This is a genomic window from Hoeflea sp. EC-HK425 (assembly GCF_902498795.1).
Classification (GTDB): domain Bacteria; phylum Pseudomonadota; class Alphaproteobacteria; order Rhizobiales; family Rhizobiaceae; genus Hoeflea; species Hoeflea alexandrii.
This window is the reverse complement of sequence record NZ_LR701572.1, coordinates 2,465,816-2,479,229: the sequence shown is the minus strand read 5'-3', so window position 1 is coordinate 2,479,229 and position 13,414 is coordinate 2,465,816. Positions and strand designations below refer to the sequence as shown.

11 protein-coding genes are annotated in these 13,414 nt (G+C 64.5%); 7 read left to right on the top strand and 4 right to left on the bottom strand.

Annotated features, from left to right (window positions below):
* Nucleotides 1-33: 33 nt before the first annotated feature.
* Nucleotides 34-792 (bottom strand): cobalamin-dependent protein, encoded by a 759-nt coding sequence (locus SPHINGO391_RS14780; RefSeq protein ID WP_193217300.1) that lies wholly within the window; start codon nucleotides 790-792, stop codon nucleotides 34-36.
* Between the two features lie 304 nt (nucleotides 793-1,096).
* Nucleotides 1,097-3,046: a 1-deoxy-D-xylulose-5-phosphate synthase gene (gene dxs / locus SPHINGO391_RS14775; protein ID WP_152009546.1), complete on the bottom strand. Its 1,950-nt coding sequence runs from the start codon at nucleotides 3,044-3,046 to the stop codon at nucleotides 1,097-1,099.
* Nucleotides 3,047-3,428: 382 nt separating this feature from the next.
* On the opposite strand from dxs, the gene bchI reads away from it, so the two are divergent.
* The 6 genes from bchI to SPHINGO391_RS14745 are packed head-to-tail and all read left to right on the top strand — an operon-like array spanning nucleotide 3,429 to nucleotide 9,973.
* Nucleotides 3,429-4,460, top strand: coding sequence for a magnesium chelatase ATPase subunit I (gene bchI, locus SPHINGO391_RS14770; RefSeq protein WP_152009545.1), 1,032 nt, complete (start codon nucleotides 3,429-3,431; stop codon nucleotides 4,458-4,460).
* Complete coding sequence (locus tag SPHINGO391_RS14765) at nucleotides 4,453-6,291, top strand: VWA domain-containing protein (RefSeq protein ID WP_152009544.1); 1,839 nt, start codon at nucleotides 4,453-4,455, stop codon at nucleotides 6,289-6,291. The genes bchI and SPHINGO391_RS14765 overlap by 8 nt, the downstream gene beginning before the upstream one ends.
* The gene (gene bchO / locus SPHINGO391_RS14760; protein ID WP_152009543.1) at nucleotides 6,288-7,187 is read left to right on the top strand and encodes an alpha/beta fold hydrolase BchO; all 900 of its coding nucleotides are present in this window, start codon (nucleotides 6,288-6,290) and stop codon (nucleotides 7,185-7,187) included. The genes SPHINGO391_RS14765 and bchO overlap by 4 nt, the downstream gene beginning before the upstream one ends.
* Before the next feature lie 54 nt (nucleotides 7,188-7,241).
* Nucleotides 7,242-8,774, top strand: a complete 1,533-nt coding sequence (locus SPHINGO391_RS14755; protein ID WP_152009542.1) for a phytoene desaturase — start codon at nucleotides 7,242-7,244, stop codon at nucleotides 8,772-8,774.
* Complete coding sequence (locus tag SPHINGO391_RS14750; RefSeq protein WP_152009541.1) at nucleotides 8,755-9,795, top strand: phytoene/squalene synthase family protein; 1,041 nt, start codon at nucleotides 8,755-8,757, stop codon at nucleotides 9,793-9,795. Before SPHINGO391_RS14755 ends, SPHINGO391_RS14750 begins: the two co-directional genes overlap by 20 nt.
* A 1-nt stretch (nucleotide 9,796) precedes the next feature.
* Nucleotides 9,797-9,973: a hypothetical protein gene (locus SPHINGO391_RS14745; RefSeq protein WP_193217299.1), complete on the top strand. Its 177-nt coding sequence runs from the start codon at nucleotides 9,797-9,799 to the stop codon at nucleotides 9,971-9,973.
* Between the two features lie 14 nt (nucleotides 9,974-9,987).
* Here the strand turns inward: SPHINGO391_RS14745 and SPHINGO391_RS14740 are convergent, their stop codons facing one another.
* On the bottom strand, nucleotides 9,988-10,845 hold the full coding sequence (locus tag SPHINGO391_RS14740) for a carotenoid 1,2-hydratase (protein WP_152009540.1): 858 nt from the start codon (nucleotides 10,843-10,845) through the stop codon (nucleotides 9,988-9,990).
* 26 nt (nucleotides 10,846-10,871) lie between these two features.
* A complete protein-coding gene (gene crtD / locus SPHINGO391_RS14735) occupies nucleotides 10,872-12,416 on the bottom strand; it encodes a 1-hydroxycarotenoid 3,4-desaturase CrtD (protein ID WP_152009539.1) in 1,545 nt (514 codons plus the stop codon).
* A gap of 128 nt (nucleotides 12,417-12,544) precedes the next feature.
* Between crtD and SPHINGO391_RS14730 the strand changes: the two genes are divergently transcribed.
* Nucleotides 12,545-13,414, top strand: coding sequence for a polyprenyl synthetase family protein (locus SPHINGO391_RS14730; protein WP_152009538.1), 870 nt, complete (start codon nucleotides 12,545-12,547; stop codon nucleotides 13,412-13,414).

Below are 13,414 nucleotides of genomic sequence, written 5' to 3'. Positions count from 1 at the left end.
GTTGTCAGGCCATTGCCCAGCAGCTTGGGCGCGTCAGCCTCTACTCTTCAGGAGCGTGTTTGCCTGCTCGATGGCCTGACGCACATCCAGCGCCACGATGTCGGCGCCCGCGGCCTTGAGCTCTGGCGCCCGGTCACTGAGGGAGGCGCCGCCGAGCAGGATCGACATGGATGGATCCGGGCAGGCTTTGCGGATTTTGTTGATGATGGCGCTGATTTCGTCGACGGAGGAACCGACTGCGACGGAAACTCCGATCATCCGATAGCCGCCCTCACGGGCCATCCCGTAGGCGCGGTTGCCGGCCTGCAGGCTTGGCCCGCCCTCCACCGACCAGCCTTCCTCATGAAAGACCGAGGAAATCACGCTCAGTCCGAGCGTGTGGTCGTTGCTGGGCATGCGCATCAGCAGGATTCGTGGGCGCTCCTCGTCGTGAAAGGAAGGGCCTTCGACATCGGCGAGGCTGTTGAGCAGCAGCTGCAGTCGCGCGGTTGCGGCGGTGATGCTTGCGAAACTCTGCTGGTCCTCGCACCACATTCGGCCAAGTTCCTCGGCCACCGGAACGATCAGCGTTTCGCAAATGACCAGAAGCGGCGCGCGTTCGCTGCGAAGCCGGTCGAGTGCTGCGCGAAAGTGCTTGGGATCCTTTTCCAGCAGCGTGCTGAGAAACTGGCGGAAGTGAACCGTCCCATCCATGAGTTGGCGTTCAGCCGCCCCGGTGTCGGCGGCGGTTTCATGGTGGTGGAAGTGTTGCCGGATCGCGCCCTCGAGCCTGCTGCGGTCGGCAGTTCCCATCTGGGATTGCGACCCACTGCCTCGAATGCCCCTTAGCGCACGCGCAGACGATCCCCTCGTTCCCTCGGTCATGTGTATTCTGTCCGGGATGAACGGCTGGTGTCCACCTCCCTCTTCATTGCCGGACATTGATCCTCCCCATCACACGGAATTGATCCCGCATGAGGAAAAGGTATGACGGATTTGGCAAAGAAACGAGTGCCAGATAGGTGATACTGCAATGCGGTTATTGCCGAAACGGATAAAAAGCCCATCCCTCGTGCAAGAATTCCAGTGGAATTTCAGGGCGCAACTCACCCGTTCATCATATGGCGGCCAGTTGCACCTTCTTGTTCGGCGGCTTCTGTTGTTTCCTGACCAGGCTTTCCAAGGCTGTGGCCATGAGGTGAGGGGCTGTCAGACCCGATCGGTCATACATCGTCTGAGGAGCCGCGTGCTGCTCGAACCGGTCGGGCAGGCACAGGCTGCGAATGGCGAAGGATCCGTCAAGCTGACCGGTTTCCGCCAGGTGCTGCAGCACACAGGCTCCAAAACCGCCGCTGGCGCCTTCTTCCACCGTGATCAGCAGGTCGTGACGCTTGGCCAGTTGCGCGATCATCGCGGTATCGAGGGGCTTGGCGAAGCGGGCATCGGCCACGGTGGCAGTCAGCCCATGCGCTTCAAGCATGTCGGCAGCCTCAAGGCATTCGCCGAGCCGGGCGCCGAAGGACAGGAATGCTATGTCATCGCCCTGCCGGACAATGCGGCCCTTGCCGATCTCGAGCGGTTCGCCCCGTTCGGGCAGCGCCACACCGGTTCCCTCTCCGCGCGGATATCTGAACGCAATCGGCCCGCTGTCATGCGCGGCGGCGGTGGCCACCATGTGGACAAGTTCGGCCTCGTCGGCGGCCGCCATCACCGTGAAGCCGGGGAGGTTGGACAGATAGGCGATATCGAAGGCCCCGGCATGGGTCGGCCCGTCGGCGCCAACCAGGCCGGCGCGGTCAATGGCAAAACGCACCGGCAGCCCCTGCAGGGCGACATCGTGGACGATCTGGTCATAGGCGCGCTGCAGAAAGGTCGAATAGATCGCGCAGAACGGTTTCATTCCCGCCGCCGCCAGCCCCGCGGCAAAGGTCACGCCGTGCTGCTCGGCAATGCCCACATCGAACATCCGCTCGGGATGGGCCTTTGCAAACACATCGAGGCCGGTTCCCGATGCCATCGCCGCGGTGATTGCAACAATGCCCCTGTCGCGGCCGGCTTCGTCGGTCAATGCGTTGGCAAACACCTTAGTATAGCTCGGCGCGCCCGGTTTGGACTTGGCAAGCATGCCTGTTTCGGCGTCGAAGCTTCCGACGCCATGATACTTGTCGGCGCTGTTTTCCGCCGGCGCATATCCCGCGCCCTTGCGGGTGATTGCGTGAATGAGAACCGGTCCATCGGCGATGCCCTTGAGGGTACGAAGAACTGACAGCAGCTGCGGCAGGTCATGTCCGTCGACCGGGCCGACATAGGTAAAGCCCATGTGTTCGAACAGGCTTGAAGTGCCGGTCAGCGCACCCATGGCGTGGCGCGCCCGTGCGGCCCCGGTCCTGAACGGTTCGGGCAGCATCGAAGCCGCCTTCTTCATGACGGCGTCCATGCCGATGGCCGGAGCCTGGGCGCAAAGCGCTGACAGGTGTGTGGAAAAGGCACCGACCGAGGGCGAGATCGACATTTCATTGTCGTTGAGAATGACAAACATCCGCTTGCCCAGCGCGCCGGCATTGTTCATCGCCTCATAGGCCATGCCCGCCGACATCGCGCCGTCACCGATGACCGCCACGACGTCGCCCGTGCCAAAACCGAGCGATCGGGCGGCGGTGAAGCCGAGGCCGGCCGAGATCGATGTCGAGGAATGCGCCGCGCCGAACGGGTCGTATTCGCTTTCCGACCGCTTGGTGAAGCCGGATAGTCCGCCATCCTGTCGCAGGCCGGCCATGGCCTGGCGCCGGCCGGTCAGGATCTTGTGGGCATAGGCCTGGTGGCCGACGTCCCAGATCAGCTTGTCGCGGGGGGTGTCGAACACGGCGTGGATCGCGACAGTCAGTTCGATAACGCCGAGAGTGGAACCGAGATGGCCACCGGTTGCGGCCACTTTCGCGATGGTGTCGCGCCGGAGTTCGTCGGCCAGGCGAACCAGATCCGCATCCTCAAGCCGGCGAATTTCCTCGGGGCCGTTGATGCCGTCCAGTATCGGTGTCGCGTTCTCCGGTTTCGAAACGATCCCCATTGCCTGCCTCCATCTTCGCCGGGTCTCCTGCCCGCCAGACACCGCCCTTCATTCAGGCCGGTCCTGCGCATACTCTGCTCAATACCGGCAAATGTAAACTATAATTTACACCACAAATGTAATCCAAAATATACAGACGGTGCAGGCTCGAAGAAAATTTGTGAATGAATTCAACACTTCGCCCTCCAGCGTCTGCTGGCGCCCCCCAGCGTCACACCAAGGCGGGAGACATTATCCAGATTGCAAATGGTGCGGGAGTGTATATTCTGGTTTACGTTGAAGTGTCCAATCGAATGGACATTCTCGGTTTGAAGTCCGGTCCTCATCCATAGCCTGAGCGCGTGGCCGGGAGCGGATAGAATGGAATGAGAGGTCACCACCCATGGCAAAGCCTTATCCCTTCAGCGCCATTGTCGGACAGGATGAAATGAAGGATGCCCTGCTCATGGCCGCGGTCGAGCCATCTCTGGGCGGTGTTCTGGTGTTCGGTGATCGCGGAACCGGGAAATCCACGGCGGTGCGGGCTCTGGCGGAACTGGTGCCCGAACTGGCCGGGACCAGAGGCTGCCGCTACAATTGCGATCCGGCTCACCCGGCTGACCCGTGCCCGGTCTGCGCCACGGCGCCGAAGTCGGCGCGAATCAAGACCAGGGCGCCGATGGTCGATCTTCCGCTCGGTGCCACGGAAGACCGCGTCTGCGGCGCGCTCGATATCGAGAAGGCGCTGGTTTCTGGCGAACGCGCATTCGAGCCGGGCCTGCTTGCCAAGGCCCATCGCGGCTTTCTCTATGTCGACGAGGTCAATCTTCTCGAGGACCATCTTGTGGACCTGCTGCTCGATGTTGCCGCTTCCGGCGTCAATGTTGTCGAGCGCGAGGGCCTGAGCGTGCGCCATCCCGCCCGTTTCGTTCTGGTTGGCAGCGGCAATCCCGAAGAGGGCGAGTTACGACCGCAATTGCTTGATCGTTTCGGCCTGTCGGTCGACGTCTCTTCCCCGCGTGACATCGCCTCGCGCATCGAGGTGCTCAAGCGCCGCGATGCCTATGAGCAGGACGCCGAGGCTTTCCACGCAAAATGGGCCAAGGATGAGCAGCGCCTTGCCGCGCGAATTGTCGCCGGACGCAAGGCTGTCGGTTCAGTCGCGCTGTCCGACCGGCTCATGACCATGATGGCGCATCTGTGCATGCAGTTGGGGGTCGATGGCCTGCGTGGCGAACTGACACTGATGCGCGCGGCCCGCGCCAAGGCGGCGCTTTCACGGCGGAAGGAAGCCACGCTCGAGGATGTGCTGGCGGTTGCGCCGATGGCCTTGAGGCACCGGCTGCGCCGCGATCCGCTCGACGAAGCCGGCTCGAAGACCCGGGTCGACCGGGCGATCAGCGAAGTTGCGGGAGAGCCGGTTGGGCATGCCTGAAAAGAACGACGGCACACAGATCAACCCGCGCTGGGCGGATGCGCTTCTCTCGGCCCAGATCCTGGTCGCTAGCGCCGGGCTGATCGGCGGCATCAGGCTGCGTGCGGGCACCGGTCCGGTGCGCGACCGCTGGCTTGAAGCTGTCCATGCGCTGTTTGATGCCCGGTACGGCCGCGGCCTGCCATGGATCCGGATCCCGGCCTCTTCGGCCACCGGACGGCTGACCGGTGGAATTGACATCGCCGCCACTCTGGCCGCCGGACGCCCGGTGCATGAAAACGGCATTCTGGCCCGCGCCGACGGTGGTTTCATCATTCTGGGCATGGCCGAACGTCTGGCCGATGCAAGTGCCGCGATCATCGGGCGCGCGCTTGATGATGGCGTGGCGACCGGATCCTCCGGTCGTGTGCAGCCGGCCCGTTTCTCGCTCATTGCGCTCGATGAATCCGTCGATGATGAAGAGGATCTGCCTTCGGCGCTCGCCGACCGGCTGACACTGGATCTGTGCCTTGACGGCCTGTCGATCCATGACGCGCTCACCGATCCCGACCTCGCCCGCAGGCTGGCGCAGCCGCTGCCATCAGCCGGCGATTGTGCTTCGGCCATGCGTGCGGTTACCGTTCCTGATGAGGTTCGCGAGGCCGCCGCCGCCGTCAGCATGGCGTTGCCCGGAAGTCCTGTCCGCCGGGCGCTTGATCTCATCCGCGTCGCCCGCATTCTGGCTGTGCTTGAACAGGACACGGATGTGAAGCCGGACCATCTGGCGATCGCGGTCAGGCTCTGCCTGGGCATGAACATGGCCCCGCAGTCCGAACAGCCGCAACCCGCCGAGACGCCCGAAAGTGCCGAGGGGGACGATCTGTCACCACCACCCTCGGAACCGCCGGCAGGCGAGGATCAGCCGGATACCGAGGTCTCGCAGCCCGACCCGTCGGAAGAAGACATGCTGGTCGCTGCCGCCCAGGCCTCGCGCGCTGTCCTTGCCGAACTTGACCGGCCCGACCGGTCGATGGCCGCCAAGCTGGCTCGTACAGGAAAGTCCGGCGGCATCAAGACCGGTAGCCGCAGGGGTCGGCCCGCCGGCATCGTCTCGCGTCCTCCCTACGCGGAGGCCCGGCCCGATGTCGTCTCCACCTTGCGCGCGGCCATCCCCTGGCAGCGGCTGCGCAATCCGGATTTCGCGCTTCGCGCAGATGGCTCGGCGCCGCCGCTGCGTATCCTCCCAAGCGACTTCCGCTATATCCGCTTCCGTCACCGCACCGAATCCACCGCCATCTTCGCCGTTGATGCGTCCGGCTCCACCGCCATGGAACGGCTGGCTGAAGCCAAGGGGGCGATCGAACTGCTGCTTGGCGATTGCTATGTCCGGCGCGATCAGGTCGCGCTGATCAGCTTTCGTGGCATGTCGGCGGAGACCCTGCTCGAGCCGACCCGGTCGCTGGTACGTGCCAAGCGCTCGCTGACCGGTCTTCCTGGCGGCGGCCCGACACCGCTGGCGGGCGCGATCCGGCGGTCGCTCGAAATCGCCGGAATGGTTCAGCGCCGCGGCCAGTCGCCACTGATCGTCTACCTGACGGATGGCAGCGGCAACATCGCGCTCGATGGCAAGGCCGATCGGGTCCGCGCCGGCGAGGACGCGCAGATGCTGGCGCGGCACGGGGCGGCAATGGGCTACCGCTCGATCCTGATCGACATTTCGCGCCGGCCGCGCGAATCAACACGCGAACTGGCCCGCTCCATGCAGGCTCAATACTGTCCGCTTCCCATCGTCTCGGCCAGCGCCGTCAATGCCATTGTCAGCGCCGAGCTGTCGAAAGGCGCCGGGCAATGACGCTCTCCGGCTCCTGTCCAACCCTGGCGGATGCGGGCCGGAACTGGCCGTTTCGTGATGCAAGCCGCATGCTGCGTGTTGGCCGGCTGGACTGGCACGTCCAGAGCCTCGGCGATCCCGAGGCGCCAGTGGCGCTGCTGGTGCATGGAACAGGTGCTGCCACCCATTCCTTTCGCGGCCTGATCCCGCTTCTTTCCAGGCGTTACCGGGTGATTGCCATGGATCTGCCGGGCCATGGCTTCACCTGCGGTGCCCGCGCCGACGATCTCACCCTGCCGGGCATGGCGCACGCTCTTGCCGGCCTGCTCCGGGCGCTTCAGGTCGAACCCGCACTCGCCATCGGCCACTCCGCGGGCGTTGCCGTTCTCATCCAGATGGCGCTCGATGGCGCTATCCGCCCCTGCCGCATCATCGGCTTCAACGCCGCGCTCGAGCCGATCCGCGGCAACGCGCTGCTTTCGCCCCTGGCCAAGCTGCTGTTCGCCAATCCGCTGACCTCGCGGCTTGTCTCGTTCCAGGCCCGGATCGGCAACATGGCCGACAATCTCATCAAGGCGACCGGCTCTCCGGTCGATAAGACCGGCCGCGATTGCTACCACATGCTGCTGCGCCAGCCCTCCCATGTCAGCGGCGCGCTCGGAATGATGGCGAACTGGCGGCTGGAGCCGATGCTGGCGCGGTTGGGAGGGTTGAAGACCCCGGTCACGCTCATTGCCGCGGCCGATGATCCGATGGTTCCCTCAAGTGTCTCCGACCGCGCCGCACGTCTGATACCGGAGGGGAATTTCATCGCGGTCCCCCGTGGCGGACATCTGTTGCACGAGGCTGATCCGCAACGCGTCTGCGAGCTGATCGAGGCATCATGCGCCCCGGCCTCCGCCCGGTCGGTGGCTTGAGATGCAGGATCGACCGACGCGACATCGAAGCAAGAGCCCCCGGGGAGCGACGCCATGATGACCGTCCACGATCCATCGCTTGCCGGTGGCCAAAGCCACGACGCCAGACCCCACGCCATTGTCATCGGGGCAGGGTTCGGCGGCTTGGCTGCAGCCGTCAGGCTGGGCGCGCGCGGGTATCGGGTCACCGTCGTCGAGAAGCTCGACGAGCCGGGAGGGCGGGCATCGCAGTTCCGCCAGGATGGCTTCACCTTCGATGCCGGTCCGACGATCATCACCGCTCCGTTCGTGTTCGAGGAACTCTGGGCCCTGTGCGGCCGCAGGCTCTCCGACGATGTCGACCTCAGGCCGCTCGATCCGTTCTACACGGTCCGCTTCCACGACGGTCAGGAGTTCCACGTCAATGGTGACGACAAGGCGATGGAAACCGAGATCGCGAAATTTTCACCCGGCGATGTCGCAGGCTACCGGCGCTATCTCGCCGAGAGCGAGCGCTGCTTCCAGGCTGGCTTCACCGGCATGATCGACAAGACCTATGCGACCCTCGGCGCCATGGCCGGCGCCTTGCCCGACCTGATTTTGCGCCGGGCCGAGCGCTCGGTCTACAAGCTCGTTTCCAAGTACATCAAGAACGAGAAACTGCGGCAGGGGCTCAGCTTCCATCCGCTGTTCATCGGCGGCAACCCGATGCGGTCTTCGGGCGTATTGAGCCTGATTTCCTATCTCGAACGGGAATACGGCGTGCACTACGCGATCGGCGGCACACATGCGTTGGTCAAGGGACTGGCAGGGTTGATCAAGGGGCAGGGCGGCGTGATCCGCACCGGGGTGGAAGTCGCCGAAATCACGGTCGAATACGGCCGCGCCACGGGCGTCCGGCTCGCTGACGGAGAGCATCTCCCTGCATCGATTGTTGTCTCGAACGCCGATGCGGGCTGGACCTACACCAAACTGTTGGCAAACCACCCGCGCAAGCGCTGGACCGACGCCAAGGTCGATCGTGCCAAATACTCCATGAGCCTGCTTGTCTGGTATTTCGGCACCGACCGCCGTTACGAAGATGTCGGCCATCACACGGTGATGATGGGGCCGCGCTACGGCGGGCTGCTGCATGATATCTTCGATGCCAAGGTGCTCGCCGATGATTTCAGCCTCTATCTGTACCGTCCGACCGCCACCGATCCATCCGTCGCGCCCGAGGGCTGTGATAGCTTCTACGTGCTGTCGCCGGTTCCGAACCTGGATGCGGGAATTGACTGGACCGCCGCCGCCGAACCCTATCGCCGCAAGATCGAGGCCCATCTCGAGGCGACGCTGCTGCCCGGCCTTGGCCGGCATGTCGTGACGCAGCGCCTGATGACGCCGGTGGATTTTCGCGACCGCCTGCTCTCGGTCAAGGGCGCGGCCTTCGGCATGGAACCGGTGATCACCCAGCTCGCCTGGTTCCGTCCCCACAACAAGAGCGAGGAAGTCGAAAACCTGTTTCTCGTCGGGGCCGGAACCCATCCCGGTGCCGGGCTTCCCGGCGTCGTCTCCTCGGCCAAGATACTCGACAAGGTAGTGCCCCATGCCAGCACCGTCGTCTGAGACTTTCATGCTCGATCCCGGTCTTCGCCGCGAGTGCGAGGAAGCAATCCGCGCCGGCTCGAAATCGTTTCTGGCGGCCTCCATGCTGCTGCCCGGCTCGACCCGGTCGGCTGCCCGCGCACTCTATGCCTTTTGCCGCGCCGCCGATGATCTGATCGATGAGAGCGCCGATCCGGCGGAAGGGCTTTTCGAAATCCGCGCCCGGCTCGACGCCATCTATCACGGCACGCCGGGCAGCCATCCCGCCGACCGCGCCTTCGTCGCCGTTGTCGAGCACTACGCCATGCCCCGCGCGCTGCCCGCGGCCCTGATCGAGGGCTTTGAATGGGATGTCGAAAACCGCACCTACCGCAGTTGCGACGAGCTTTGCAGCTATGCCGCCCGCGTCGCCTCAAGCGTCGGTGTGATGATGACGCTGATCATGGGCGTCTGCGATCGCGCGGTGCTGGCCCGCGCCGCCGATCTCGGACTTGCGATGCAACTGACCAACATCGCCCGCGATGTCGGCGAAGACGCCCGCCGGGGCCGCATCTACCTGCCGCTCAACTGGCTTGACGAGGCTGGTGTCGATCCCCAGGCCTTCGTGTCGGACCCGAAAGCCTGTCCGGCGATGCGCGCCACCGTTGAGCGCCTGCTCGATGCGGCCCACATCCTCTATGCCCGAGCCATGACCGGAATTGCCGGCCTGCCGCTGAGTTGCCGCACGGCAATCCGCAGCGCGGCGCTGATCTACCGCGAGATCGGCCGGGAGATCGAGATCGCCGGTCACGACAGCATCACCGCAAGGGCACACACCTCCACCCGGCGCAAGCTCGAGCTCATAGCCCGCGCCGCGGCGACGCCGTTTCTGTTCCAGCCGGTTTCCACCGAACCTGCCCATCAGGAGGTCCGTTTCCTGGTTGAGGCCGCCGCTGCCGGTCGCATCAACGCGCCATCCGGGCTCGATGCGAAGGCCGGACGCATGATCGAACTGATGACCCTGTCGGAAACCCGTCGGCGCGCCGTGGAAGCGGAGGCGTGATATGAGCCACTACGCCGGCCTGATCGAGATCGCGCTGACCTTCGGCGGCTTCATCCTGTTCATCATCTGGCAGATGCGCACGCTCAAGCGCGACATCCGGGCGCGCGAAGAACGTGAGGCCCGCGAGCGTGCGGCGGCTTCTGAGCAGGCGGTAGACGAGGCGCCGAAGACGAGCTGATCAGAATGATTTGATCAACCGGCCCGGCGCGGCATCCGGAACGGCAGCATCGCCTTGACGATGGGCGAAGCGAAGCGGTCGCCCGACAGGCTTTCATGCATCAGCTCTATGTCTGCGCCCAAGAGCCGGGTGGCCATCACCGAACGGGTGTAGAACGGCCCGTCCTCCAGCGTTCGCACAATCTGAGCCTTCGCCTGTGCGCCCGGATCGTGATGACCCGAACGCGGCACGCCCCAGAAGCCTTTTGAAAGCTGCGTTTTGTCCGGCATCTCGAACGGGCTTATGGTCCCGTCGCGGCCGATCCGGAGCGCGATCAGGCCACGGCCGCCATCCTTGCGGATCGAATCGTAGAGGATCACCGCATCGCCACCGGGCAGCAGCCCGCGCGCCCAGTCCCATATCCTGAAACCCTCTTCGAGCGGTTCGGTGCCCCAGTTGCTGTCCATGTAGCCATGGCCGGACCACCGCTCAGTGCCCCCGTCCATATCAAGTGTGATCCGCCCGGTGGGCGAAACCGGCCACCATTTGTGCGATCCGCCCTGGTCGATGTTGAAAACCTGCGACGTCACGGCATCGGGCGAGAACCGGATAGTGCCCTTGATGCGTCTGGGCAGGAACTGGGCCGGCGGACGCGGTCCGGAAACCTCGTCGAAATCGATGACGATGTCCGCTCCATCCCGGCGGATAGCGCTCGGCCCGACCTGAAAGGAACTGGCGTCGCGCTCTGTCTGGCGGCGGCCGCGCTCGGTCATGCTCCAGCGGTTGCCGTCTGGCCGGTAGAGCGCGACGTTGATGCAGACGTGATCATCCGGATCTCGCCGCCCGGCCCAGTGGTAATAGGGCGAGAACACCGAGCCGACAAAGGCGATCACCGACAGCCCGTACCGCCCGCAATCGCTCAGGCCGTCGACATACCACCAGAGATAACCGCCCGGCGGGACGGCAGCATCGAAGCGCGGTCCTCGGCCAGGCTCTCCGCCGCCAGCATGCCGGAAAGCGTCGCCATCGGCACGCCCGGACCCGGATGGGCGCTGCCTCCTGCCAGATACAGACCCTGAATCCGCGTCCGCGCTCCCGGCCTCTGGAACGAGGCCATCCAGCCGTGCGAGGCTCTCCCGTACAGGGCTCCCCCGGTCGCGGGAAACAGCCGGTGAAACTGGTCCGGTGTGGTTGGAACGACCTCCATTGAGGTCCGATCCACGCTCAGTCCGCAGGCCGACAGATGGTCCAGTGCTTGGTCGAGGCATTCGCCGGTCTCCTTGGTGGTGAAGGTTTTCGTGTCGCCATCCGCCGGCGCGTTGAGAATGAACAGCATCCGCTCGCCATCGTGACCGTCGGAGAGCCCGCCCTCATGGCTGCGATCCTGCGCGCAGATATAAGTGGTCGGGATCAAGGGCATGGTGCGCTTGCCGATCAGCGCCTCGAACTCCGCGGCGTAATCATCGGAAAAGAACACATTGTGGTGGGCGAGGGGGAAGCCGGATGTCCTGGCGGTTATTGCAAAGGTGACGGCGGAAAGCGACCGTGCCTCGGGCGGGGTTCGCGCGACACCGGTACCTCCGGCTTCTCCGGTCAAGGCGGAGAGTGCCGAAATGTCGCCATTGAAGATGATGCTGTCAGTCGGAAGCGTTTCACCATCCTTGAGCGTGACACCCTTCACGCAGCCGTCCCGGGTATCGATGGCTTGCACTTCGGTGTTGTAACGAAAGCGCACGCCCATATCACCGGCCAGGCGCTCCATCGCGCGTGCCACCGCGTGCATGCCGCCATCGGCCAGCCAGATGCCATCCTGTTCGACATGGGCGACCAGCATCAGCGTGGCCGGAGCCATGAAGGGCGACGATCCGCAATAGGTGGCATAGCGCCCGAAAAGCTGCTGCAATCGCGGATCCGGAAAATAGGAGCCGAGCGCCGACCACATCGAGGACAGCGGCTTGAGCGCAAGCTGGTCGCGCAGGTTGAAGAGGCCGATCCGCTGCATCAACGCCAAGGGTCCGGGTCTCTGCGCGTCGATATAGCTCGGCTTCAAGGTGGAAAACATCGCGGCGCTGTCGGCCGAAAACCGGCGATAACCTTCGGCATTTTCCCGATCCGAGAAATTCGCGATGGCGCGGGCGCTGTCCTCGATGCTGGCAAAGAGGTCGAGCCGGGCGCCGTCGCGCCAGCCATGCCGGGCGAGAAGCTCGGCCCGTTTGAGCCCGATCCGGGCACCCAGATCCGCACCGGCCAGTGCGAAGAGCTGTTCGAAGACCCAGCGCATGGTCAGCACGGTCGGCCCGGCATCAACCGGCCGTCCGCCGGCACTCAGTTGCCGCATCTTGCCGCCCGGCGCGCTGGTTCTCTCAATCATGGTGACGTCGAAGCCCGCCGCCGCCGCCGAGATTGCGCTTGCAAGCCCGCCGGCGCCTGCGCCCACCACAATCACAGTGTGCGTTTGCCGCATCGTTTGTTGTCCCTATCCAAATCGGCAACCGGTGCGTTGACAATTCAATCAACTATGTCAGGATAAATTGACACACATGAGCGTCATTTTAAAGTGACAATTGTGGTGGTGATGGAGGGAGACACCAGATGGATCTGCAAGGCCGCATAGAACGCAACCTCGAGCGGGCCGTCACCTACGCCACCGCGGGAGGCAATCCCTCGCTGATGTGCGATGCGCTGAGATATGCCGTCTTTCCCGGCGGCGCGCGGATCCGCCCGAGACTGTGTCTCGCCGTGGCGCTGGCCGCGGGCGACAGCGCCCCCCAGGCATCAAGCGCGGCGGCCACCGCGATCGAACTTCTGCACTGTGCATCTCTGGTGCATGACGACCTGCCGTGTTTCGACGATGCCGATATCCGTCGCGGCAAGCCAAGCCTGCATTCGGCTTTCGGTGAAACCACCGCGGTGCTCGCAGGCGATGCGCTGATCGTGCTTGCGTTCGAGACGTTGGCCCGCGAATGCCTGGCCACACCCGACCGGATCGCGCCACTGATCAGCGTCATCTCCCGTGCTGTCGGCATGCCGCACGGCATCATTGCCGGACAGGCCTGGGAGAGCGAGGACCGCATCGACCTCAAGGTCTACCACCGTGCCAAGACATCTTCCCTGTTCATCGGCTCGACGACAGCCGGCGCCATCGCCGCCGGTGTCGATCCGCAGAACTGGTACCGGCTGGGCGAAGCGCTCGGCGATGCCTTCCAGGTCGCCGACGACCTGCGCGATTGCGCCGCCAACGCCGATGAGATCGGAAAACCCTGTGGCCAGGATGCCGCCCACGATCGCCCCAATGCGGTCCGGGAGCTCGGGCTCGAAGGGGCGATACATCGTCTGCAGGATCTGGTCGGCGAGGCCGCGGCCTCCATTCCCGACTGCCCCGGATCGGGCATGCTCAAGCAATTGATCCTTGATGAATCAAAACGCCTGGTGCCCAAGAGCCTGGCAACCGCGGCGGCCTGA

Bases quoted from the DNA above. Each gene is read 5' to 3' on its own strand.
- SPHINGO391_RS14780 (WP_193217300.1), bottom strand. From the start codon at position 792: ATGGGAACTGCCGACCGCAGCAGGCTCGAGGGCGCGATCCGGCAACAC.
- dxs (WP_152009546.1), bottom strand. From the start codon at position 3,046: ATGGGGATCGTTTCGAAACCGGAGAACGCGACACCGATACTGGACGGC.
- bchI (WP_152009545.1), top strand. From the start codon at position 3,429: ATGGCAAAGCCTTATCCCTTCAGCGCCATTGTCGGACAGGATGAAATG.
- SPHINGO391_RS14765 (WP_152009544.1), top strand. From the start codon at position 4,453: ATGCCTGAAAAGAACGACGGCACACAGATCAACCCGCGCTGGGCGGAT.
- bchO (WP_152009543.1), top strand. From the start codon at position 6,288: ATGACGCTCTCCGGCTCCTGTCCAACCCTGGCGGATGCGGGCCGGAAC.
- SPHINGO391_RS14755 (WP_152009542.1), top strand. From the start codon at position 7,242: ATGATGACCGTCCACGATCCATCGCTTGCCGGTGGCCAAAGCCACGAC.
- SPHINGO391_RS14750 (WP_152009541.1), top strand. From the start codon at position 8,755: ATGCCAGCACCGTCGTCTGAGACTTTCATGCTCGATCCCGGTCTTCGC.
- SPHINGO391_RS14745 (WP_193217299.1), top strand. From the start codon at position 9,797: ATGAGCCACTACGCCGGCCTGATCGAGATCGCGCTGACCTTCGGCGGC.
- crtD (WP_152009539.1), bottom strand. From the start codon at position 12,416: ATGCGGCAAACGCACACTGTGATTGTGGTGGGCGCAGGCGCCGGCGGG.
- SPHINGO391_RS14730 (WP_152009538.1), top strand. From the start codon at position 12,545: ATGGATCTGCAAGGCCGCATAGAACGCAACCTCGAGCGGGCCGTCACC.